This is a genomic window from Serratia grimesii (assembly GCF_900186025.1).
In the GTDB taxonomy this organism is placed as follows: domain Bacteria; phylum Pseudomonadota; class Gammaproteobacteria; order Enterobacterales; family Enterobacteriaceae; genus Serratia; species Serratia grimesii.
Genome location: NZ_LT883155.1, coordinates 1155007 through 1178042, shown reverse-complemented (window position 1 = coordinate 1178042; position 23036 = coordinate 1155007). Strand labels below are relative to the sequence as shown.

Below are 23036 nucleotides of genomic sequence, written 5' to 3'. Positions count from 1 at the left end.
CTCCGATCGATAACGTTCTTAAGTTGTCGTTATGATAGGAGGCAATTCATCCGAGAGAAGTGAGTGCGATCACATTAGTGGAAACGATTACATTATTTTATTTTTAACACACGAAAACCAACCAGCCTATAAAATCACTTTTTATAATTGATTTTAATGGATAATAATCATAATAATCCTTTTATCACAACGAGACTGGTAACATCTTTTTACCATAACGCGCGGTATCCATTTTAGTAATCTTAACTATAAATGTAATCGATTTCACAACATACTCTGCCAAAGGTGAGAGCCAATAGGCTAAGCGCGCAAATTAAATATGGGGAGTTATCAATACATGGGAGTGACAAGGTGAAAGGAGCAATATTTGGTTCAGGCGGCCCAGATTACCTGGGCCGCCTGTTAATAACGGCAAGTTAACCGTCGTAACTGCGGAACAATGCCTGGCCACGCAACAACCGCACGCCTAGCCAACCACCACATAGCGACAGCAGCAACGCACTGAGTAACGGCAACGCCCACCACAGCACAGGCGTCGGCGCCCATGGGAAGTCAAACACCTGGCTCTGCAACAGCCACAACGCCGCTTCTGCGCCCACCGCGGCAGCAATGCCAGCTACCAGCCCCAACAGGGCAAACTCGCACCACAACGTACTGCGTAACAGTCGCTTGCCAGCCCCCAACGTGCGGTACACCACCAGTTCCTGACGCCGTTGGCGCATACCTATCTGCACCTGCGCCATCAGTAGCAAACCGCCGCAAAGCACCACCAACACTACCATCACTTCCAGCGCGCGACTCACCTGCTGCAACACGCCGCCCACCTGTTTAAGGATCGAACCTATGTCCAGCAGGCTGAGCGTCGGGAACTGCCGATTAAGCTGGGTCAACATCTGCCCGTCCCCGTCGTAGCGGAAACTGGTGAGCCAGGTTTGTGGCTGGCCATCCAATGCACCCGGCGGGAAGATGAAATAGAAGTTCGGTTTCAGACTTTCCCAATCCACCTGCCGCAGGCTAGTGACTTTGGCGCTGAATGACTGGGTATCACCGCTGAAGGTCAGGGTATCGCCCAATTTGACCTTGAGCCGCCCGGCAATGCCCTGATCCATCGAGACTTCCCCAGCCTTCGGCGGCCAACTGCCTGCCAGCAAAGGGTTGTGCGCTGGCAAATCCGCCAGCCAGGTCAGGTTCAGCTCACGATTTACCGCCTCGCCGCCCGGATCGTCCTCATGCACCCGCTCGGTCGCCACCTGTTGGTTAATCTCCGTAAGGCGCACACGGACAATCGGGTAATAGGTTTCCGGTTTAATTTGATGCTGTTGCAGGAAGGTTTTCACCTGTGGCACCTGCGCTTCGGTCATGTTTAGCAAGAAGTAGTTCGGGCTATCCGGCGGCAGTTGCTGCTGCCAACGCTCAAGCAAATCACCGCGCAGAACCAGTAGTAACGCCAGCAACATGAACGACAGTGAAAAGGCCGCCAGTTGGCTGATCGTGACCCAGGGCTGATGCAGCAGCCGATTAACCGCCAGCCGCAGAGCAAGGTTTTTCAGCGTAATACGGCGTAGCAATAGCAAACTGCCCCAACCAATACCGCCCAACAACAAGGCCAGCACCAAAATACCGGCGAGGATAGACCACAACAGCGTGCTGGCTCCCATCAGCGCGATCAGCAATACCACGACAATCAACGCCGTCGCCGGCAGGAAATAGCGCAGTGGCCAGACATTGGCCACCATATCACGGCGCAATACCCGGAGTGGTTGAGTCGCCAGTAGCTGACGGTATGGGCGTAACCCCACCAGCAGCGAAATCATCAGCAACGCACCAATTGCCCATAGCCACGGCCAGGTTCCCGCCGCGGGCAGTTCAGCTGGCAGCACAGGTGCCAGCAACCGGATTAACACGGCTTCAAACCCTAGCCCGATCAGTCCACCACAGGCGGCTGCCAGCAAAATCACTGCCAGCCACTGGCCAACAATCAACTTACGCAACGCGCTGCGACCCGCTCCCAGCGTTTTTAATACAGCGATCAGATCGTAACGACTACGGCAATAGTGGCTCATCGCCACCGCCACGGCGGCAATAGATAACAGCAGTGTCAGCAGCGCCGACAGCAACAAGAACTGCTGCGAACGCTGTAATGATTTACCCAACGCACTGCCAGACTCCTGCGGCCCAAACCAGCGCTGATCGGGCTTAAGTTGTGGTGTCAGCCGGGCCTCGTAACGCTGAATATCCTGCGGAGTACCGGCAAACATATACCGATAGGTCAGCCGACTGCCCGGCTGCACTGCCCCGGTTTTGTCCACGTCCGCCAGATTGATCATAATACGTGGCGCGGTCTGGAACGGGTTGAAGCCCGAATCTGGCTCCTGAATGATTTCACCGACGATACGCAGGCGAGTATCACCAACATCCAGCGTATCCCCCACCTTGACGTTCAGCAGCGCCAGCAAACGTGGGGCGACCAATACATTCCCCGGAGCCAGTTGGACGCTGGCAGGACGGGTTTCCAGCTTGCCGTACAGCGGATAGGCCAGGTCAGTGGCCTTCACATCCGCCAACTGGGGCCGATCCCCGGCATAGGTCATGGTGGTGAACGACAACTGTCGACTGACTTTCAGTCCTTGTTGCTGCGCGTCCAACAACCAGCCTTCCGGTACCGGACGAGCGCTCCGCAATACTCGGTCGCCCGCGATAAAATCACGGCTCTGCTGGCTCAGGCCCTTGTCCATACGATCACTGATGCTGCCCAGTGCCAATACACAAGCCATCGACAGCGTCAGTGCTAACCAAACGATCAGCAGTGACGGCGAGCGCCACTCCCGCCAAAACCAACGCCAGATCATACTTCCTCCCACAGCTTGCCTTCGCGCAGGCGCAACCGCCGCTGGCAGCGTGCCGCCAGCGTTTCATCATGGGTCACCAGGATTAGCGTGGTGGAAAAATCACGGTTAAGGGAAAACAGTAAATCGGCAATGCGTTCACCTGTCTGGCGATCAAGGTTGCCGGTCGGTTCATCGGCAAACAGCACCCGTGGCCGACCGCTAAACGCCCGCGCCAACGCTACCCGCTGCTGCTCGCCACCAGAAAGCTGCGCCGGCAGGTGAGTCAGACGTTTACCCAACCCAAGTTGTTCCAGCAACTGCACCGCCTGCTCGCGGCTCTGACGATCGCTTTCACCACGCAATAACGCCGGTAACTGCACGTTTTCCAGTGCGTTCAGCGTGGGTACCAACATAAATGACTGAAATACAAAGCCGACATTTTTAGCACGTAGCGCGGCGCGGCCCTCTTCATCCAGTGCGGTCAGCGATTCGCCCAACAAATACACGTCCCCTTCACTGCCGTCGTCCAGCCCGGCGAGGATCCCCAGCAACGTTGATTTGCCCGAGCCGGACTCGCCAATCAGGGCAATTGTCTGTGCGGGTTTGACAACCAGCTCGACTCCGGTAAGGATGGAGAGCTGATGCTCACCCTGACCAACGTGTTTACTAAGATGATGAACTTCAAGAACGTTTTCCGCTGGCATCTTCCCTTCCTTTTGCTGTTGGGATTATTCAGTTTACGCGCTGTTGCCGCCGATACATTATTGATTTTAGGCGACAGTTTAAGCGCCGGTTACCGCTTGCCGGTGGCGCAAGCCTGGCCGACGTTGCTGGCCGAGCAATGGCAGAAAAAACCGAGTGACCCGCAACTGGTCAATGCCAGTATCAGCGGCGACACCGCCGCACAAGGACTGGCGCGACTGCCTGAGTTACTGAAACAACACCAGCCACGCTGGGTGCTGATCGAACTGGGTGCCAACGACGGTCTACGCGGCTTCCCGGCGCAGGATCTGCAGCGCGATCTTAGCCAAATCATCACGTTGGTGCAGCAAGCTGGCGCACAGCCGCTGCTGATGCAGATCCGTATTCCCCCCAACTATGGCCGCCGTTATACCGAAGCCTTTAGCGCGATTTACCCAGCGCTGGCTAAGCAGTTCAACATTCCGCTACTGCCGTTCTACATGGAACAGGTGGTGATTAAGTCGGAATGGATGCAGGATGACGGATTGCATCCCAATAAGGATGCCCAACCGTTTATCGCCACCTGGATGGCGGAACGCCTGGAACCTCTAGTAAAACATGAGTCTAATTAAATAGGGTTGTACACTAGGTAAAGTTATGCAAAAAGCAGTGTTGATAACCGGCTGTTCCAGCGGGATTGGATTAATTGCAGCGCAAGATCTGCGTAACCGCGGTTACCGGGTGCTGGCCGCCTGTCGCAAGCCACAAGACGTGGAAAATATGCGTCAACTAGGACTGGAAGGCATTGAGCTGGACCTGGACGACAGTGCCAGCGTCGAGCGTGCCGCCGCCCAAGTGATCGAACTGACCGACGGCCGCCTGTATGGCCTGTTCAACAACGGCGGTTTTGGCGTTTACGGCCCGCTGAGCAGCATTTCCCGTCAGCAGTTGGAACGGCAGTTCGCCACCAATCTGTTCGGCACCCATCAATTAACCCAGTTGCTGTTGCCGGCGATGCTGCCGCACGGCGAGGGTCGTATTATTCAGACCAGTTCGGTGATGGGGCTGGTGTCCAGTGCCGGGCGCGGTGCCTATGCCGCCAGCAAGTTTGCGCTGGAAGCCTGGTCCGACGCGCTGCGGATGGAGCTACACGGCACAGGTATTCAGGTCAGCCTGATTGAACCCGGCCCAATTTCCACCCACTTTACTCAAAACGTCAATCAGGCGCAGAGTGATAAACCGGTGCATAACCCCGGTATCGCCAAGCGTCTGACGCTGCCACCTGAGGCCATTTTACCTAAATTACGCCACGCGTTGGAAAACCCGAAGGCAAAACTGCGGTATCCGGTGACCCTGCTGGCGCACGCGCTCACCGTATTACGACGCATTCTGCCTGGCCGTTGCCTGGACTGGGTGTTGCGCAGCAACGGTTAATTTGGCCGACGGGGTTGAAGAATGCCTCTTCGCCCCCATTTCAATGCCAATGGCTCCGCAAGATCAGAGAGAAAATTACATGCTAGCTCAAGCTGTTGTTGATATTAACGAAACAAACCTGCACCAGACGCTGGAACAATCAATGTCCATGCCGGTGGTGTTCTACTTCTGGTCGGATCGCAGCCAACACTGTCTGCAACTCACCCCGATACTCGATAAGCTGGCGGCGGAATATGCCGGTCAATTTCTGCTGGCAAAAGTAGATTGTGACACCGAACAAGCCATTGCCGCCCAGTTTGGCCTGCGCTCGCTGCCGACGGTATATCTGTTCAAAGATGGTCAGCCGGTCGACGGTTTCCAAGGTCCACAGCCGGAAGAGATGATCCGTGAATTCCTGCAACGTTTCCTGCCGAAGGAAGAAGACCTGAAACTGGCTCAGGCGACCGAGCTGTTGGCAGAAGGCAATGCGGCAGAAGCGCTGCCGCTGTTGAAAGACGCCTGGCAAGCCAGCCAGCAACGCAGTGATATCGGTTTGACGCTGGCAGAAACCCAGATCGCGCTGAACCGCACAGAAGATGCCGAAGCCGTGCTGGCGACCATTCCTTTGCAGGATAAAGATACCCGTTATCAGGGCCTGCTGGCGCAAATTGAACTGCTGAAACAGGCCGCTGACACGCCGGAAATTCAGCTGTTGCAACAGCAAGTGGAGCAGCAACCGGAGAACGTCGATTTAGCCGTGCAATTAGCACTGCAACTGCATCAGGTTGGGCGTAATGAAGAGGCGCTGGAACTGTTGATGGGGCATCTGAAGAAAGATCTCGCCGCCGCCAACGGTAATGCGCGTAAAACGCTGATGGATATTTTGGCCGCGCTGGGCACCGGCGACGCGCTGGCGGGTAAGTATCGTCGTCAGCTCTACTCACTGCTCTACTAAATATCCGTCATACGTGAAGCTGCATCTCGGCGGCAAACGTGAGAAGCCCTGGGAGCTTAGATAACTAAGTAACCAGGGTTCGAATATGTAGCCAACAACGCTTTAGCTGGAAAGACGAAGGGGATTTAGCGGTAAACCCGTGCCCCACCTTCAACGCCTTTCGGGCTGAACAACACCTGCCACAGCTGAATATCACGCGAGCGGAAAGCTCCGGCACAGGCGTTCAGATAATAGGTGAACATCCGTTCGAAACGCTCAGAATACCCCTCGGACAACATCGGCCACGCTTGTTTGAAGTTCTCATACCAAGCCATCAGCGTCCGATCATAGTCAGCACCAATGTTGTGCCAATCTTCCATCACAAAACGCCCTTCACTGGCTTCGGCAATATGGCGTACCGAAGGCAAGCAACCATTGGGGAAGATATATTTGTCTATCCAGGCATCGACGTGAAGATTAGTTTGGTTGGCACCAATAGTGTGGAGCAGGAAAAGGCCGTCGGGTTTGAGATTACGCGACGCGACACGGAAATAAGTGTCGTAGTTTTTTGGCCCCACGTGTTCAAACATGCCGACAGATACAATGCGGTCAAACTGACGGTTCAAGTCACGGTAATCCTGCAACAGTATTTCGACATCAAGGCCAGCACAGCGTTCTTGCGCCAACTTTTGCTGCTCAGCCGAAATGGTCACACCGTGCACTGATACGCCGTAGTTTTCTGCCGCATACTGCGCCAAGCCGCCCCATCCGCAACCAATGTCCAGCAATGACATCCCCGGTTTCAATTGCAGCTTTTCGCAGATCATTTTCAGCTTGGCTAACTGCGCCTGTTCCAGCGTTTCTGCGTCCTTCCAGTAACCACAGGAATATTGCATATAGGGATCGAGCATCGCGCGGAACAAGTCATTGCCGATGTCGTAATGTTCTTTGCCCACCTGCCAGGCACGTTTACGAGACTGGCGATTGAATAACCGGGCATAGGCGATGCGCGCAATGTCACTCAGGTTTTTTGGCAACCGCTCATCAACGCCGGCTTGCAGAATGCGGGTAAATAACCCATCCAACCGCTCGCAATCCCACCAGCCGTCCATATAACTTTCACCAAACCCGAGCGACCCTTCCTGCAAAATGCGTTTAAACAAGGCGGGGTTATGTACCTTGATGTCACAGGCACGGCTGCCGTTGATAGTAATACCCGCTGCGGACAGTAATTCTTCCACAATGCGATACCAACGATCTTTTTTCGGGGCAAGTTCATCAACACTGATTGAGTCCATAACAATCCTTGGCAAGATGTCATTTCAAAAAGCATAGTCGCAAATAAAAATGACAAATATTTGAAGTGAAAAGCGACATTGCTTTTTACTGTAGCCAAGGCAGACAACATCATGAAATGAATTAAAATTATTGGAAACATGCCTATTTGGAATGTTAATTGTTCAATACCCCCGATTTATTAGTCTTTACACGGCAGCTGGCGTAATATCTGTTTACATATGTCTGACAGGAGGTTTGCCATGTTTACCCTTATCCCCATCGTGATTGTCGTCGCGCTAATCATCGTATTCGCTGGCGTCAAAATTGTTCCGCAAGGGTTCCAATGGACTGTGGAACGTTTCGGCCGATATACCAAAACGCTGATGCCTGGTTTGAACCTGGTGGTGCCGTTTATGGATCGCATCGGCAGAAAAATTAATATGATGGAGCAGGTGCTGGACATTCCTTCACAGGAAATCATCTCGCGCGATAACGCCAACGTCGCTATCGATGCAGTGTGTTTTATTCAGGTCGTCGATCCAGCGCGTGCCGCTTATGAGGTCAGCAACCTGGAACTGGCAATCGTCAACCTGACCATGACCAACTTCCGTACTGTGCTTGGCTCAATGGAGCTGGACGAAATCCTCTCGCAACGTGACAGCATCAACAGCCGTTTACTGCACATCGTCGACGAAGCCACTAACCCGTGGGGCATTAAAATCACCCGTATCGAGATCCGCGATGTACGCCCACCGGCCGAATTGATTGCCTCAATGAACGCCCAGATGAAAGCTGAGCGGACCAAGCGTGCAGACATTCTAGAGGCCGAAGGGGTGCGCCAGGCAGCCATTCTTCGTGCAGAAGGTGACAAGCAATCACAAATTTTGAAAGCGGAAGGCGAACGTCAATCGGCATTCTTGCAGGCGGAAGCGCGTGAACGTGCCGCAGAAGCAGAAGCTCGAGCCACGCAACTGGTTTCCGACGCGATCGCCAGCGGCAATATCCAGGCGGTAAACTACTTTGTGGCGCAGAAGTACACCGATGCGTTGCAGAAAATCGGCTCCGCTAACAACAGTAAAGTCGTCATGATGCCGCTGGATGCTAGCAGCCTGCTTGGTTCAATAGGTGGCATTGCCGAACTGTTGAAAGAGACCAAAGGCAAGTAATCATGCTCGAACAAATTGCAGCAAACCCACATTGGTTCTGGCTTTCCCTCGGCGGGCTGTTGCTGGCGGCAGAAATGCTTGGCGCCAGTGGCTACCTGTTATGGAGCGGTGTGTCTGCGGTGGTGGTCGGTGCAATTGTCTGGCTATTACCGCAGTTGGCCTGGGAATGGCAGGGGGTGATCTTTTCCGTGCTGACGGTTGTCGTGGCCTATCTGTGGTGGTACTGGCTACGTCAACGCCCGGCTGCGCCCTCTAGCGGTTCGCAGGTGCTAAATCAGCGTAATCGTCAGTTGATAGGCACCCGCGCTACACTGACAGAACCGATGCACAATGGCATGGGCCGTATTAACATCGGCGACAGCAGTTGGCGTGCACAAGCCAATGAAGACCTGGCTGTGGGCACCGAAGTCGAAGTGATCGCTGTCGAAGGCATCACTCTGGTGATCCGCGCACTCCCCCAACAATCCCGTTAAATCATTAAGCCGGGGTTACCCCGGCTTAATGCAGTGGACAGAGAACAATTTACCGCCTTTGCGCTATTCGAAGTACTATGCTCTATAATCTACCCACGCCCCCCCATGAACCGTGTAAATCGTGTTCGTGAGCGGATTGATGGTAAATAAGCCATGGCCAGCAGTAGAAGTCGGCGGTAACCAATTATCTACAGTCACATTAACTCTGGGAGATGGGAATAATATCCACCTACCCGTAACACCGGCAGTAAAAGTAATTCGATTAAAGTTACCACCTTGTACCTCTAACGAAACCCCCGTCCCGGTGACCATGAGCGTGGCTAGAGAGACATCAATCAGAACCAATCGTAAATTATCGACAGTTGCCACATTACCAATAACCTTCGTGTTTTGAAGACTTCCCCCACCAGTAAAGTTCTTTTGAAAATCACAATTACTAAATCTAGGCATTGATGTAGAAATCACATTGCCACTAATAAAACTGTTTAGAACCTTAGCGGATGAAGAAATCAGTAAATCACCTGCGATATTACTTCTTGATATAGAGGAATGATCGTCACGAATATCCAACAAACCCGTCGTTATTACAGAGCCAAAATTAACCCTGGCATTAGCTATTACAACAACATCTTTGGCAAAAAGTGTCCCCACAGAGCCTCCATTAGGTGCTGGATCGCCCGATATTATTGTAACATTAGCTGTTGAAGAAATATTACCTACTGAAGTTGCTGTTGCGCCAAAAGTATGAACATGCTCAACTGAACTATTTTTAGAGGCGTAAATATTGATAATACCTGCACCACCTCCAACAGATGAGAAGTAACTATTCATATAACCACATCCGTTTCTTTTTTCTACAGAGTTATTTTTTTCAACGGTTTCTTTTGTTACTAACGTGCCTTCTTCATGGACTTTTGTTAGCCAATTTTTTGAACCAGAAACTCTCCAAGACTTTTCTCTACAATCATGAGCCATCAAAGAGTGAATCGTATTAGCGTTAGACTCATCGAAAGTAGAGCCTGATGCTGCAGGATAGCTGGTTAAATCTATGCCAAACATTGTTTCATTGCCACAGATTAATGCCCTGATGTCATTAATTACATTATCAAACGCAGAAGCGAAATATACTCCAGATCCATTCATATGCATTGAAGATAGAAATTTAACTCTAGATCCTGAGAGAGTATGAAGTTGGCCGTTAATAGCTTTACCTGCGTAGCCATCCATATTGTAGATTGTAATCGTATCAAGATCCTGATTACCTTGTGTCGTTCCGTACACTAAACCATTTTCGTCATACTCGCCATTTTGATTGATAACAACCCACGGGAGCCTCAACCCAATATCAGTTTTTGGAATGAATGACGAAGATTTAATGAATAAATGCAAAGCGCCAGATAAACAAGTCAGCCCAGTAATATTAATTGAAGATGAAATAAATAAACCGATTTTAGCATAAGAACCTGCCTTAGGAAATTCGCTAACCAGCACGCATTTTTTCTCAATGGCTTTGTTTATCGCCGCCTGCAGGCTCTTGGTTACATCAATATAATTCGACGACGTTCTATCCGTAGATTCTATCCCGTAATCATAAAAATTAACCGTGCTAGCAATTCTCTCCCAATAAAACCCGGTTGTTTGCGCGACATGACCACCATCGTCTGCTTTCACACCAACAATAGAGATAAAATCCCCACCACCATGAATGCCGTTCTCTTTCCATTCTTTAAGGGTAATCCTTATACCTGCCTGGGCAGGCACATAAGATCTTAAAGCATCAAAACTCGGAATAATGGCGAGCGATGTAACGATATCCGAACTGGTATTCATTGGAGCGCCTCTTTGATGAATGAATGTCTCGATAGACACCAGAACTCTAAAAGGCAGCTCTTCCATACGCCAAGGCTTCAGGTTGTATAGCACATAAGCAGACAACCCTATTTTAGTCAAAATCCCAGGTGATTAGGTCGAAGTAACCTGATGACAGCACCCCGCCAGATTATTAATGATCGGGCAGTCTGCCCCGTCATCGCCTGGGCACTGATCCGCCAGCGCCAGTAAACGCTGGCGCATCTCACCCAACTCAGTGATGTGCTTTTCAATATCCGCCACTTTTTGCAACGTGCGTGATTTTACATCCGCGCTATGACGGGCCGGATCATTGAATAAGGCCACCAGCTCCCGGCACTCATCCAGATTAAAGCCCACCTGCCGCGCCTGGCGTAACAACGTCAGTTCTTCGATGTGCTTCGGGCTGTAACTGCGGTATCCGTTATCGGTACGGATCGGTGTGGTCACCAAGCCTTTTTCTTCATAAAAGCGAATTGCCTTGCTGGTTAAGCCGGTTTTTTTTGCCACATCGCTGATATTCATTTTTCCCCCTTGACCTTCCCCTTGCTGGAAGGTTTAAGCTTCATTCTTAGTGAAAATAGGTCAAGCGGTCAACCTTTAAACACCGCACTTGAGCGAGGGAATCGAATCATGTCACAAACCACCGTGCTGGCATTGCAGGGGCTGACCTGCATGAATTGCGCACAACGGGTGAAAAAAGCCCTGGAAAGCCGTAATGATGTCGAACAGGCAGAGGTCAATGTTCATTATGCCAAGGTGACCGGCGATGCGCCGAGTCAGGCCCTGATCGACAGTGTGATTGCCGCTGGCTATCAGGCCGCTGTGGCGCAACACGCAGATACCGAGTTGCAGTTGAGTGGCCTAAGCTGCATGCACTGCGCCGCCAGTACTCGTAAAGCGTTGGAAGCTGTGCCGGGTGTGATCGCCGCCGATGTCAGCATTGATAGCGCCAAAGTTTATGGCGATGCGGGCCCCGAGGCGCTGATCGCCGCGGTAGAGGACGCCGGTTATCACGCCAGCGTCGCCGGAGCCATCAATCACCCAAAATCTGAGCCGTTGACTGAATCAGTCCCAACTTTGCCGGAAACCCAGGCAGCGGCCCCGTATTCCCTTCCAGCAGCCAATAACGAAAACGATGATGACAGCGTGCAACTGTTGCTCAGTGGCATGAGCTGCGCCAGCTGCGTCAGCAAAGTGCAGAACGCGCTGCAAAGCGTGCCGGGCGTAGAGCAAGCTCGCGTCAATTTAGCAGAGCGCAGCGCGCTGATCACCGGCAGTGCCGATCCGCAGACATTGGTCGCCGCAGTCGAAAAAGCCGGTTACGGCGCAGAAATGATCCAGGACGAAACCGAACGTCGCGAACGCCAACAGCAGACTGCGCAGGCTAACATGAAACGCTTCCGCTGGCAGGCCGCGCTGGGCCTGGCGCTGGGTATTCCGCTGATGGCCTGGGGCCTGTTCGGTGGCAGCATGTCTCTGACGCCGGAAACGCAGCGCCCGTGGCTGTTGGTCGGCCTGATTACACTGGCAGTGATGGTATTTGCCGGTGGGCACTTTTATCGTAACGCCTGGCGTGCGCTGATGAACGGTAGCGCTACCATGGACACGCTGGTGGCACTCGGCACCGGCGCCGCGTGGTTATATTCGATCAGCGTTAACCTGTGGCCAGACTTCTTCCCAATGGCGGCGCGGCATCTGTATTACGAAGCCAGTGCAATGATCATCGGGCTGATCAACCTGGGTCATGCGCTGGAACAACGCGCTCGCCAGCGCTCATCACAGGCGCTGGAACGTCTATTGGATCTGACGCCACCGACGGCACGGCTGGTGACCGAAGACGGTGAAAAAAGTATTCCGTTAGCGCAAGTGCAGCTCGGCATGACATTGCGGCTGACTACCGGTGATCGTATCCCGGTTGACGGTGAGATCATTCAGGGTGAAGTCTGGCTGGATGAAGCGATGCTGACCGGTGAGGCGGTACCTCAGCAGAAAAGCATTGGCGACACCGTTCATGCCGGTACGGTAGTCGATGATGGCACCGTACTGTTCCGTGCAGGTGCCATTGGCAGCAAAACCACGCTGGCGCGCATCATTAAGCTGGTACGGCAAGCGCAAAGCAGCAAGCCGGAGATCGGCCAACTGGCAGACCGTATTTCTGCGGTATTCGTACCCGCGGTCGTGGCTATCGCGCTTTTCAGCGCCGCGATTTGGTACATTTTTGGCCCGCAGCCGCAATTGGTTTACACACTGGTGATCGCCACCACGGTACTGATTATCGCCTGCCCTTGTGCACTGGGTCTGGCAACGCCGATGTCGATCATCTCTGGCGTAGGACGCGCTGCGGAGTTTGGCGTGTTGGTCCGTGATGCCGATGCATTGCAGCAGGCAAGCCAACTGGACACGTTAGTCTTCGATAAAACCGGTACCCTGACAGAAGGCCAGCCGCGCGTGGTGGAGATCCTCACCTTTAACCAGGTAGACGAACAACAGGTGGTGTCTTGGGCTGCCGCGTTGGAACAGGGTGCCAGCCACCCCTTGGCACGAGCCATCGTTGATCACGCAGCAGGGCAAACGCTGCCACAAGTCACGCAATTCCGCACGCTGCGGGGTGCTGGCGTCAGTGGCGAAGTGGACGGAGTGAAACTACTGCTGGGCAATGCAGCATTGTTGCAACAGCATCAGGTAGTGATAACCGCGGAGCTGGATGCTCAGATGCAGCAACAAGCGGAACGCGGTATTACGCCTGTACTGCTGGCCGTCGACGGTAAACCCGCTGCGTTGATCGCCATCCGCGATCCACTGCGCAGCGACAGCGTTGAGGCGCTGCAACGTTTACATCGCCAGGGCTATCAACTGGTGATGCTGACTGGTGACAACCCAGTGACGGCTAACGCCATTGCCAAAGAAGCCGGTATCGATCAGGTCATTGCCGGTGTGCTACCAGACGGTAAAGCCGAGGCAATTAAACAGTTGCAGGCACAGGGCCATCGGGTAGCCATGATCGGTGACGGCATCAACGATGCCCCTGCGCTGGCACAGGCCGATGTCGGCATCGCCATGGGCAGTGGCAGCGATATCGCTATTGAAACCGCCGCCATCACCCTGATGCGCCATAGCCTGAACGGCGTTGCCGATGCGCTGGAACTGTCGAAAGCCACTCTGCGGAATATGAAGCAGAATCTGCTCGGGGCCTTTGTTTACAACACGCTCGGCATCCCAATTGCCGCCGGGGTGCTGTATCCGCTGACGGGTACCCTGCTCAGCCCAGTGGTGGCGGGTGCCGCTATGGCACTGTCTTCTATCACCGTCGTCAGTAACGCCAACCGGTTGCTGCGTTTTAAACCCAAACGCTGAATGCCAATGGGGCGCAAATCACTGCGCCCCGTTTCCTTTGGGATAATTCCTTCACTCTTCAGGCTTTCTTGTATGCCGCTTAGCGTTTAGCATGGGGAAAAGGTTACGCCCTTCCCCTTTCAAGCTGAAAGGCGAGCAAGTTCTCCAGGAGTCACGTTGTATGGGTCAACTGTTACGTCGTATCGCTGCCTTTCTCGGTCTGATTTCCCCAATGACCTACGCTTACCCGGCACTGGATATTCGCTTGCCTGGCGATCGTCAGTTCCATTTGGTCGGCAGCATTCATATGGGTACGGTGGATATGGCCCCACTGCCCGCTAAATTGGCCGCGCGCCTCAAGCAAGCAGATGCCTTGATTGTTGAAGCCGATATCACCGATTCCGCCTCTCCTTTCGACCACGTTGAACTGCAACCGGAACTTGAACAAAGACTCTCGGAGCCAGAGTTCCAGCAGCTATTAACGCTATGCCAGGAATTGGGTACCGATGCAGAATCGTTCTCTACCCTGCCAGGTTGGCAAGTGGCGTTGATGATGCAGGCGCGTCAGGCTCAACGATTAGGACTACGTGCTGAGTATGGGGTGGATTATCAGCTATTGCAGGCCGCCAGGGCGCAGCATAAAAAGGTGATCGAGTTAGAAGGTGCGCAGCAACAGTTGGCGATGCTGGAACAATTACCGGAAGGCGGCATGGCGCTGTTGCGCGATACGCTGGAACACTGGCATACCAACGCCCGACTTCTGCAAACCATGGTAAGTTGGTGGCTGGACGCAAAACCCAGCGGCGCACTGGAAACGCTGCCCGCCACATTCAGCGCGGGTTTGTATGATGTGTTGATGCATCAACGCAATCGCGACTGGCGTAAAAAACTGGAGAAATTACCGGCTGGCAATTACGTGGTAGCTGTAGGTGCATTGCATTTGTACGGCGAAGATAACCTGCCAGCGATGCTGCAAGCAGAGTAAAAAAGTGGCCAATATCGCTACTGGCCAGTCAAAGAGGAATTTCTTGTATTTTAGTTATACGCATAGCAACCGTGTTAACGGTTACAATAGACAGGGTAGCAACCCAGTGAACATCTTGGCAACCCGCTTTACGTAACAGTCTCTCAGGTTGCTGTTACCGTTATATTTTTGTAATTTTGTTGCCTGGTCTTGCAACTCCCCTCGCAGGGGGAAATAGGAAAACACGATGACGCCCGCAGTGATCCTGCTCGAGAAACAAAAAGTCGCTTTTACCCTTCACCCTTATCATCACGACAGCGCGGAGACCAACTTCGGCGATGAGGCGGTGAAAAAACTGGGGCTGGATGCCGACCGCGTTTATAAAACGCTGCTGGTAGCATTGAACGGCGACGCCAAACATCTGGCGGTAGCGGTCACGCCGGTAGCCACTCAGTTGGATCTGAAAAAGGTCGCCCGCGCGCTCGGAGCCAAAAAAGCAGAGATGGCCGATCCAATGCTGGCACAGCGCGTCACCGGTTATCTGGTTGGTGGCATCAGCCCGCTGGGGCAGAAAAAGCGGCTGCCAACGGTGATCGACAGCCCGGCACAGCAGTTCGCCACCATTTACGTCTCCGGCGGTAAACGCGGGCTGGACATCGAACTGGCGGCACAAGATCTTTGCCGGTTGCTGGCCGGCAGCTTTGCCGATATCGCCAAGCGCGACTGAAAAACCATCAATACGCGGCCGGCGCCCCAGCATCGGCCGCGGGATCTCATTACTCCACCGGCTTATTACGCCCCCTCATTCGTGGCAACAACATCGGCACCTGTCGACAGTACTGCTGATAATCCTGCCCCAGTGCTTTAACCAGGCTGCGCTCTTCAAAATATACGCCCACCAAAATATATAATGTCATTCCTGAATTAAATAACAGGCGCCCAGTGGTCATCTCGGGAGTGAACCAAAAGGCCAGTAACATTCCCGTCATCATGGGATGCCTCGTCAGTCGGTAAAATCCTCTGACCTGAAAAGGCAAGTCGGTATATTGCCGCTCTCTCCACTGCAACCAGGATTGTCGCAAGCCAAATAAATCGGTGTGGCTAATCATGCAGGTTGAAGCAAAGACCACTAACCAGCCCAGCACGCTGATGCCGTTAAGTCCCCATGCGGCGACACTTTCCGGCGGCAACCGACACAAGGCACCCGGCAGTGGCTGCCACATAAGCGCCAGCAATGCCAACAACAAACCGGCAATCAATACATAGGTACTTCTTTCCAGCGCCAGGGACAACGCCAAACGAACCTTGAACCTTTCATGGGCCATCACCGAGTGCACCAGGCCAAACAGCAGGAGTAAACCGGTATTCACCAGCCAGGGCCACATACTGCCCTCCCCTACGATGGCAACCATATTTCTTAGTCCCCAGCCGTTAAGTAATAAAATAAGCAAAATAAAACCGACCACCCCGCCTAAATAGCCGAATACGCCATATAAAAGTATCATTGTCCTGTGCATTTATTTTCCTTTTTAATCACGATAATTTCGCTGATATTTCCCCCTGGAAAATTATGATTTAAGAAAAATAAAATCATTAACCCTAAAGGTATAGACAAAGAAAATAGAAATACAACTATGCAAGATAAGGAAAACAATATTGAAATTAATAATATTAGAGTGCTTTTATTCAGAGGCGTGGCAATGTGGAGGAAGATAAACGGCGGCTTTTAACCGGTAAAAGCCGCCGGAAGATTACTGATAAACAATCTCGCCTTTCGGCTCATAGGCCGCGGCGTCCAGCGGTGAGTGCTTCTCAATATACTGTTTCAGCACCTCGGCATCGATAAAACCGGTGTTGACGTAGCTTGGCAGGGTATCCAGCTTCGGATAACCGTCACCGCCCAGCGCATTGAAGTTCAGGGTCGCCATGCGGTACGTTTTATCAGCCTGTAGCGGCTCACCGTTGATTTTGACATTGCTAACGCCCTGCTGGCCGTCTGCCGTCAAGCTGACGTTGGCAAACTGCGCGTAGGCTCCGGAATCCACTTTCATGTTGGCCACTACCGCCAGGTATTTTTCTACGTCACTGCCTTTCATCTCGACGTAGACCAGCGTATTGCCAAACGGTTGTACCTTCAGCACGTTCTTATAGGTAATGTCACCCCCCTCAATCGAGTCGCGTACACCACCACCACTCATCACCGCAAAGTCAGCTTCGGCACGTTCCATTTGCGCGGCCAGCAGTACACGCGCCAGATTGGTCTGCACGAAACGCACCTTGCTGCGATCGCCTTCCAATTTGCCGTTAACGCTACCAATTTTCACATCTAACTGGGCTTTGCCTTTCTCTTGGAACGGCGTCAGTAATTTCATCATCGACGGATCTTCTGCGATCTGCTGTGTGTAATACACGCGTTCGCTGGTTCCGTCGGCTTTTTCCACTTTCTTCTTAAGATTGACAGGGATCAGTTGATAATGGACCAATTTCAGTTCGCCATTACGGAACTGGAAATCGGCACGTCCCACGTACTTGCCCCACTCATGCGCCTGTACGATCCAGGTGCCGTTCTGACGATCCGGTGAGCACGGGGTACCCGGCACATAATCCACTTGCTTGTGGTTTTCACCAGCCATACAGACCGGATCCTGCGAGTGGCCGCCGACGATCATATCCAGATAACCTGCAGGCAAGCTGCGCGCCATCTCCACGTCGCCAGGCGCGTTGGAACCATGGTTGCCATCATCGTAATGGCCCATATGGGTCGCGGCGATGATTACGTCCGGTTTTTCGTCCTTACGCAGTTGTTCGACCACCTGTTTAGCTTCCTGCTCTGGTACGCGGAACTCGATGTCGGTGAAATATTCTGGATTACCAATCTTGGCAGTATCATCGGTCGTCAGGCCGATAACTGCGATCTTGATGCCCTGCTTATCGAATAAGGCATAAGGTTTGAATAAGCGTTGCTGAGTGCTTTTCTGATAAATGTTGGCCGACAACAGCGGGAAGGTTGCCCATTTTTCTTGTTGGCGCAAAACGCTGAGTGGATTGTCGAACTCATGGTTACCGATCGCCATCGCGTCATAACCTACCAGATTCATACCACGGAAGTCCGGCTCGGCATCTTGCAGGTCTGACTCCGGTACACCGGTATTGATATCACCGCCCGACAGCAGCAGCAGACTACCGCCCTTGGCTGCAACATCCTGGCGAATGCTGTCCACCAGTGTCTTCTGTGCGCCCAAGCCATACTCACCGTGATCATTCTGCCAGAAATGGCCGTGATGATCGTTGGTGTGCAAAATGGTGATGTCGTAGGTCTTATCCTTTTCCCAGGCGCTGGCGGCTCCCGACAGGAAAGTCAGGGACACAGCCAACGCGCATGCGGTGGTATTGAACGAAAAGCGCATGGCGGAACTCCATATGATTATTAACTGTTTTTTTGAGATGGACGAAAGTGTAGCGCGAAACGAAGGCAACTAATTTCAAATTTTTGCGATGTGCGTCAAATTATGTCGGATATGGCAAATATTGACCAACTTGCTAAGATATCTGCTCTGTCCTCTAAAACTTACCAGGCTAATAATAAAATGACCGACCGTAGCGATACTGCCATCCCACCGGCTAAAGGCAGCGCGGTTAAAGGGACTGCATTCTCGATTCTTGGTGCCATCAGCGTCTCTCACCTGCTTAACGATATGATTCAATCGCTGATCCTGGCGATTTACCCGATCTTACAGGCTGACTTCAGCCTCAGTTTCGTACAGATCGGTATGATTACGCTGACCTATCAGCTAACGGCTTCTTTATTGCAGCCACTGATTGGCTACTACACAGATAAGCATCCACAACCTTATTCGCTGCCGATCGGTATGGGCTTTACGCTATGCGGGTTGCTGTTGCTGTCTGTCGCCAATACCTTCCCGCTGGTACTGCTGGCAGCGGCACTGGTTGGCACCGGCTCTTCGGTGTTCCATCCGGAATCCTCTCGCGTAGCGCGTATGGCTTCCGGTGGTCGGCATGGACTGGCGCAGTCGCTGTTCCAGGTTGGCGGTAACTTTGGCAGCTCCCTTGGGCCACTGCTGGCGGCGCTGATTATCGCGCCTTATGGCAAAGGCAACGTAGCCTGGTTTTCATTAGCAGCACTGTTAGCTATCGTCGTGTTGTTGCAGGTCAGTAAGTGGTATCAGTTGCAGCATCGTGCAACGAAAGGTCAGCCCAAAACTGCCTCTTCGGTAAAACTGCTGCCAAAACGTACCGTTACCTATGCAATTGGCATTCTGCTGATATTGATTTTCTCCAAATACTTCTATTTGGCGAGTATCAGCAGCTATTACACTTTTTATTTGATGCATAAGTTCGGTGTTTCAGTGCAAAACGCCCAATTCCATCTGTTTGCCTTCCTGTTCGCCGTCGCCGCAGGCACCATTATTGGCGGCCCTATTGGTGATAAGATAGGAAGAAAACGTGTCATTTGGGGCTCCATCTTGGGCGCAGCGCCATTTACGCTTGTTTTACCCTATGCATCTCTGTATTGGACCGGTATTTTGACGGTATTTATAGGGGTAATCCTTGCGTCAGCGTTCTCCGCTATTCTGGTTTATGCCCAAGAGCTAATTCCAGGTAAAGTAGGCATGGTTTCCGGATTATTCTTCGGTTTTGCCTTTGGTATGGGTGGGTTAGGCGCGGCAGTTCTTGGTTATGTCGCAGATTTGACCAGTATCGAGTTAGTCTATCAAATATGTGCTTTCCTGCCGTTAATCGGCATTATCACTGCGTTACTGCCCAATATTGACCATAACTCACAATAACCCTGCATTAATACCGGTTGAATGCTGACGTTCAACCGGCTCTTCTTCAACACAAACCCATGTTATTTGAATTATTAAGTGTTAAATTCCCTTACTGACCGGTAAAAAGCGGAATCCTCTGCTTTTTCACAAAATAGCTCAATTTAGCTAAGCGTAACGCGAACAAATGCAATAAACTAAATGTATCTTTTCGTAACTTTGTTGCGTTTCCCCTCTGCTGCCATGCATAGCTAGAAGGAGTCTGGATGCATAATTCAACACCGTTAATCACCACTATTGTCGGAGGGTTAGTACTCGCCTTCCTCCTCGGTATGCTGGCGAATCGCCTGCGCATCTCCCCACTGGTGGGGTACCTTGCCGCAGGTGTGCTCGCCGGCCCTTTTACCCCCGGTTTTGTTGCCGACACCTCGCTGGCTCCAGAACTGGCGGAAATCGGCGTGATTCTGTTGATGTTCGGTGTTGGCCTCCATTTCTCTCTTAAAGACCTCCTCGCAGTAAAACATATCGCCATTCCCGGTGCCGTGGCCCAGATTGCCGTCGCCACCTTGCTAGGCATGGGACTATCAAAACTGCTCGGTTGGGATTTAATTTCCGGTCTGGTATTCGGTCTCTGTCTGTCCACCGCAAGTACCGTAGTGCTGCTGCGTGCGCTGGAAGAACGCCAGTTGATCGATAGCCAGCGTGGGCAGATTGCCATCGGGTGGCTGATCGTGGAAGACCTGGCGATGGTGCTGACGCTGGTGTTACTGCCTGCGTTCGGCAATATGCTGGGCAATAACAACGCCAGTAGCGGCCAGTTGTTAATTGAACTGGCGATGACCATTGGTAAAGTCATCGCCTTTATCGCGCTGATGATTGTGGTTGGCCGTCGCCTGGTGCCGTGGATCCTGGCGAAAACCGCCAGTACGGGCTCGCGTGAGCTGTTTACCCTGGCCGTATTGGCATTGGCGCTCGGCATAGCCTATGGCGCAGTGAAACTGTTCGACGTTTCCTTTGCACTGGGGGCATTCTTCGCCGGTATGGTACTGAACGAGTCAGAGCTGAGCCATCGAGCGGCCCACGACACCCTACCGCTGCGCGATGCCTTTGCCGTACTGTTCTTTGTGTCGGTCGGCATGCTGTTTGATCCGATGATTTTGATCAACGAGCCTCTGGCGGTACTGGCAACACTGGCGATTATCGTGTTCGGTAAATCGGCAGCAGCCTTCCTGCTGGTGAAAATGTTCGGCCACTCCAAGCGCACCGCGCTGACCATTTCCGCCAGCCTCGCACAAATCGGTGAGTTCGCCTTCATTCTGGCTGGCCTTGGGATCACGCTGGGTATGATGTCTGAACACGGTCGCAATTTAGTGCTGGCCGGGGCCATCTTGTCGATTATGTTGAATCCATTGCTGTTCACGCTGCTCGAGCGTTATCTGGCCAAGACAGAGACCATGGAAGACCAAATCCTGGAAGAGGCAGTGGAAGAGGAGAAGCAAATCCCAGTCGATATGTGCAATCACGCGCTGGTGGTCGGTTATGGCCGTGTTGGTAGCCTGCTGGGGGCCAAATTGGCCGAAGCTGGCATTCCGCTGGTGGTGATCGAGAATTCGCGCCCACGGGTTGAGGCATTGCGCGAGCAAGGCATCAAAACAGTGTTGGGCAATGCAGCGAATCCGGAGATCATGGATCTGGCACGACTCGACTGTGCACGCTGGCTGCTGCTGACTATCCCCAACGGTTATGAGGCCGGCGAGATCGTGGCCTCTGCGCGGACCAAGCGGCCAAATATCGAGATTATCGCCCGGGCGCACTACGATGACGAAGTGTCGTATATCTCCGATCGCGGGGCGAATCAGGTGGTGATGGGGGAACGGGAAATCGCCAACAGCATGCTGAATATCCTTAAACTGGATACGCTGACTGAAGAAGAGAAAATGGGCGGCTGCCCGATCTGATATAACAAATGATGCAAAAAAGGTCCGGCTCGCCGGACCTTTCGTTTTTTACCGTTCCCAGTAAGACTCTTCCAGACTGTCTTCCCGCTCTGGCAAACCGCGCGTCAAGCGTGGCGAATGCTGATTCAACACCTGATAGCTGACGCGGTTGGCGTATTTACACACCTGCGCCAGCGAAGAATAGGTCAGGTAGCTGCGAACGTGTTTACTGGAGTTCGGCACGTTATTACGGTGGTAGCCGTTGGCCGCAATATCATGCAGCAGCGCCGACAATGCCCCATCACCGGCACCGTTGGTGTTCATGATTTTCTCAGGCCCACCCATGTAGGGTGCTATGTGGGAATAAACACGGAATGGATTCTCACAACTTTCGCGCCGCATCGCACGGCTGAACTCATAACGGTTGAATTCGGCGATATGCCCCGGCAACAATGGATGCTGTGTTTCACGCTTATTGGACTCTTCGGTGTAACCTGCCATATAAAGCCCGTTTGGCCCGGCAGTGCACAACACCAGATCGACCCATTCAAGTGCCATGTCCGACGCAGTCAACGGATCACTCAGCCCTGTCAGTTCCAGCGCTTCATCTTCGTTCATCGCCAGGATCGATACGTGTTCTTTCAGGAAGTCACGCCACCACTGTGGGTTGTCGGCAATGACATACTTGGTTCCCAACGTCAGCACCACCGGTACATCATGCTTTTTGGCAAACTCAATCGCCTGCATGGTCGCAGCCGGCATCGGCTCCCCTTCTTTGCAACGTACCAGGTAGGACGTCAGCACCAATGCGGAGGCACCGGCAATCACTTCTTCCTTCACACTTTCCGGCCGCAGCTGGTTCATCTGCCCAGGGCTGATAGCGAAAGTACGCTCGCCGCTTTCACCGATCAGCGTGAAACAGCGCCCAATGGCACCATCAACCGCCTGCAGGTGGTTAAGATCGGTACGGCTGGAGGTATTGCACAGATAGCGGTAGGCGTAGCTACCAATTTTGATATTGCTGCACATCACGCCGAGCAGCACCGAGCGGTCATCTGCCAGCACTGAATAGTTGTGCAAAGTATTGCCGATGGTGCCGCCGGCAAACTGATGAGTGATCAGATTATTGTCGATCAGTTCCTGATATAACGCTTCAGCTACATCATCTTCAATCACCAAAGAATGCCCGAGGCTCAGGCCATAGCGCTGGACAAAAGTGTCATCCACTTTTGCCTCAATATCTACCAGCGTCTGGTCAATGCCGACGACATACGAGGTGCTGATTTCATTTTCAGGTTGAACTTGCTGTAAGAGCGGATCGCGGGCGTTCACCGGAAAATAGTGTTTGGACTTACGTTTACCAGGAAATTTCATGTAATTGGCGGCAGTGG

At 52.6% G+C, this 23036-nt stretch carries 18 protein-coding genes; 10 read left to right on the top strand and 8 right to left on the bottom strand.

From position 1 onward, the window contains the following. Window positions 1–416: 416 nt before the first annotated feature. Together ybbP and ybbA are read right to left on the bottom strand one after the other, a co-directional pair. Entirely contained in the window at window positions 417–2849 is a 2433-nt protein-coding gene (ybbP, locus tag SGBXF1_RS05435) for a putative ABC transporter permease subunit YbbP (RefSeq protein ID WP_037417887.1), read from the bottom strand. Further along, window positions 2846–3532 carry a putative ABC transporter ATP-binding protein YbbA gene (gene ybbA, locus SGBXF1_RS05430; RefSeq protein ID WP_037417885.1) on the bottom strand — a complete coding sequence of 229 codons (687 nt, stop codon included), beginning with the start codon at window positions 3530–3532 and terminating at the stop codon, window positions 2846–2848. The genes ybbP and ybbA overlap by 4 nt, the downstream gene beginning before the upstream one ends. On the opposite strand from ybbA, the gene tesA reads away from it, so the two are divergent. From tesA to SGBXF1_RS05415, 3 genes are all read left to right on the top strand, one after another. Next, window positions 3503–4141 (top strand): multifunctional acyl-CoA thioesterase I/protease I/lysophospholipase L1, encoded by a 639-nt coding sequence (tesA, locus tag SGBXF1_RS05425; protein WP_051922560.1) that lies wholly within the window; start codon window positions 3503–3505, stop codon window positions 4139–4141. The genes ybbA and tesA overlap by 30 nt on opposite strands. Window positions 4142–4166: 25 nt before the next feature. Further along, on the top strand, window positions 4167–4943 hold the full coding sequence (locus tag SGBXF1_RS05420; protein WP_037417878.1) for an SDR family oxidoreductase: 777 nt from the start codon (window positions 4167–4169) through the stop codon (window positions 4941–4943). A gap of 79 nt (window positions 4944–5022) precedes the next feature. Continuing rightward, on the top strand, window positions 5023–5877 hold the full coding sequence (locus tag SGBXF1_RS05415; RefSeq protein WP_037417875.1) for a co-chaperone YbbN: 855 nt from the start codon (window positions 5023–5025) through the stop codon (window positions 5875–5877). Window positions 5878–6002: 125 nt separating this feature from the next. Here SGBXF1_RS05415 and cfa read toward each other — a convergent pair whose 3' ends face one another. Further along, window positions 6003–7154, bottom strand: coding sequence for a cyclopropane fatty acyl phospholipid synthase (cfa, locus tag SGBXF1_RS05410; protein ID WP_037417871.1), 1152 nt, complete (start codon window positions 7152–7154; stop codon window positions 6003–6005). A gap of 240 nt (window positions 7155–7394) precedes the next feature. Between cfa and SGBXF1_RS05405 the strand changes: the two genes are divergently transcribed. Then, the gene (locus tag SGBXF1_RS05405) at window positions 7395–8300 is read left to right on the top strand and encodes an SPFH domain-containing protein (protein ID WP_037417867.1); all 906 of its coding nucleotides are present in this window, start codon (window positions 7395–7397) and stop codon (window positions 8298–8300) included. Window positions 8301–8302: 2 nt separating this feature from the next. Beyond that, window positions 8303–8773, top strand: coding sequence for an NfeD family protein (locus SGBXF1_RS05400; protein WP_037417864.1), 471 nt, complete (start codon window positions 8303–8305; stop codon window positions 8771–8773). A gap of 75 nt (window positions 8774–8848) precedes the next feature. On the opposite strand, the gene SGBXF1_RS05395 is transcribed toward SGBXF1_RS05400, so the two are convergent. Then, a complete protein-coding gene (locus SGBXF1_RS05395) occupies window positions 8849–10603 on the bottom strand; it encodes a hypothetical protein (RefSeq protein ID WP_186427946.1) in 1755 nt (584 codons plus the stop codon). A 132-nt stretch (window positions 10604–10735) separates the two neighbouring features. After that, complete coding sequence (gene cueR / locus SGBXF1_RS05390; RefSeq protein ID WP_037417860.1) at window positions 10736–11146, bottom strand: Cu(I)-responsive transcriptional regulator; 411 nt, start codon at window positions 11144–11146, stop codon at window positions 10736–10738. A gap of 108 nt (window positions 11147–11254) precedes the next feature. Between cueR and copA the strand changes: the two genes are divergently transcribed. From copA to ybaK, 3 genes are all read left to right on the top strand, one after another. Next, window positions 11255–13978: a copper-exporting P-type ATPase CopA gene (copA, locus tag SGBXF1_RS05385; protein WP_130379515.1), complete on the top strand. Its 2724-nt coding sequence runs from the start codon at window positions 11255–11257 to the stop codon at window positions 13976–13978. Window positions 13979–14138: 160 nt separating this feature from the next. Then, on the top strand, window positions 14139–14942 hold the full coding sequence (locus SGBXF1_RS05380) for a TraB/GumN family protein (protein ID WP_037417851.1): 804 nt from the start codon (window positions 14139–14141) through the stop codon (window positions 14940–14942). Between the two features lie 226 nt (window positions 14943–15168). Further along, window positions 15169–15648 (top strand): Cys-tRNA(Pro)/Cys-tRNA(Cys) deacylase YbaK, encoded by a 480-nt coding sequence (ybaK, locus tag SGBXF1_RS05375; protein ID WP_037417850.1) that lies wholly within the window; start codon window positions 15169–15171, stop codon window positions 15646–15648. A gap of 49 nt (window positions 15649–15697) precedes the next feature. On the opposite strand, the gene SGBXF1_RS05370 is transcribed toward ybaK, so the two are convergent. Continuing rightward, entirely contained in the window at window positions 15698–16438 is a 741-nt protein-coding gene (locus SGBXF1_RS05370) for a methyltransferase family protein (protein WP_186427945.1), read from the bottom strand. 234 nt (window positions 16439–16672) lie between these two features. Further along, window positions 16673–18328, bottom strand: coding sequence for a bifunctional UDP-sugar hydrolase/5'-nucleotidase UshA (ushA, locus tag SGBXF1_RS05365; RefSeq protein WP_186427944.1), 1656 nt, complete (start codon window positions 18326–18328; stop codon window positions 16673–16675). Between the two features lie 180 nt (window positions 18329–18508). Between ushA and SGBXF1_RS05360 the strand changes: the two genes are divergently transcribed. Continuing rightward, window positions 18509–19729, top strand: a complete 1221-nt coding sequence (locus SGBXF1_RS05360) for an MFS transporter (protein WP_037418168.1) — start codon at window positions 18509–18511, stop codon at window positions 19727–19729. Window positions 19730–19974: 245 nt separating this feature from the next. Further along, a complete protein-coding gene (ybaL, locus tag SGBXF1_RS05355; RefSeq protein ID WP_037417842.1) occupies window positions 19975–21666 on the top strand; it encodes a YbaL family putative K(+) efflux transporter in 1692 nt (563 codons plus the stop codon). 48 nt (window positions 21667–21714) lie between these two features. Here the strand turns inward: ybaL and SGBXF1_RS05350 are convergent, their stop codons facing one another. Next, the gene (locus SGBXF1_RS05350) at window positions 21715–23019 is read right to left on the bottom strand and encodes an inosine/guanosine kinase (RefSeq protein ID WP_037417841.1); all 1305 of its coding nucleotides are present in this window, start codon (window positions 23017–23019) and stop codon (window positions 21715–21717) included. Window positions 23020–23036: the final 17 nt, after the last annotated feature.

Bases quoted from the DNA above. Each gene is read 5' to 3' on its own strand.
- ybbP (WP_037417887.1), bottom strand. From the start codon at position 2,849: ATGATCTGGCGTTGGTTTTGGCGGGAGTGGCGCTCGCCGTCACTGCTG.
- tesA (WP_051922560.1), top strand. From the start codon at position 3,503: ATGAACTTCAAGAACGTTTTCCGCTGGCATCTTCCCTTCCTTTTGCTG.
- ybbA (WP_037417885.1), bottom strand. From the start codon at position 3,532: ATGCCAGCGGAAAACGTTCTTGAAGTTCATCATCTTAGTAAACACGTT.
- SGBXF1_RS05420 (WP_037417878.1), top strand. From the start codon at position 4,167: ATGCAAAAAGCAGTGTTGATAACCGGCTGTTCCAGCGGGATTGGATTA.
- SGBXF1_RS05415 (WP_037417875.1), top strand. From the start codon at position 5,023: ATGCTAGCTCAAGCTGTTGTTGATATTAACGAAACAAACCTGCACCAG.
- cfa (WP_037417871.1), bottom strand. From the start codon at position 7,154: ATGGACTCAATCAGTGTTGATGAACTTGCCCCGAAAAAAGATCGTTGG.
- SGBXF1_RS05405 (WP_037417867.1), top strand. From the start codon at position 7,395: ATGTTTACCCTTATCCCCATCGTGATTGTCGTCGCGCTAATCATCGTA.
- SGBXF1_RS05400 (WP_037417864.1), top strand. From the start codon at position 8,303: ATGCTCGAACAAATTGCAGCAAACCCACATTGGTTCTGGCTTTCCCTC.
- SGBXF1_RS05395 (WP_186427946.1), bottom strand. From the start codon at position 10,603: ATGAATACCAGTTCGGATATCGTTACATCGCTCGCCATTATTCCGAGT.
- cueR (WP_037417860.1), bottom strand. From the start codon at position 11,146: ATGAATATCAGCGATGTGGCAAAAAAAACCGGCTTAACCAGCAAGGCA.
- copA (WP_130379515.1), top strand. From the start codon at position 11,255: ATGTCACAAACCACCGTGCTGGCATTGCAGGGGCTGACCTGCATGAAT.
- SGBXF1_RS05380 (WP_037417851.1), top strand. From the start codon at position 14,139: ATGGGTCAACTGTTACGTCGTATCGCTGCCTTTCTCGGTCTGATTTCC.
- ybaK (WP_037417850.1), top strand. From the start codon at position 15,169: ATGACGCCCGCAGTGATCCTGCTCGAGAAACAAAAAGTCGCTTTTACC.
- SGBXF1_RS05370 (WP_186427945.1), bottom strand. From the start codon at position 16,438: ATGCACAGGACAATGATACTTTTATATGGCGTATTCGGCTATTTAGGC.
- ushA (WP_186427944.1), bottom strand. From the start codon at position 18,328: ATGCGCTTTTCGTTCAATACCACCGCATGCGCGTTGGCTGTGTCCCTG.
- SGBXF1_RS05360 (WP_037418168.1), top strand. From the start codon at position 18,509: ATGACCGACCGTAGCGATACTGCCATCCCACCGGCTAAAGGCAGCGCG.
- ybaL (WP_037417842.1), top strand. From the start codon at position 19,975: ATGCATAATTCAACACCGTTAATCACCACTATTGTCGGAGGGTTAGTA.
- SGBXF1_RS05350 (WP_037417841.1), bottom strand. From the start codon at position 23,019: ATGAAATTTCCTGGTAAACGTAAGTCCAAACACTATTTTCCGGTGAAC.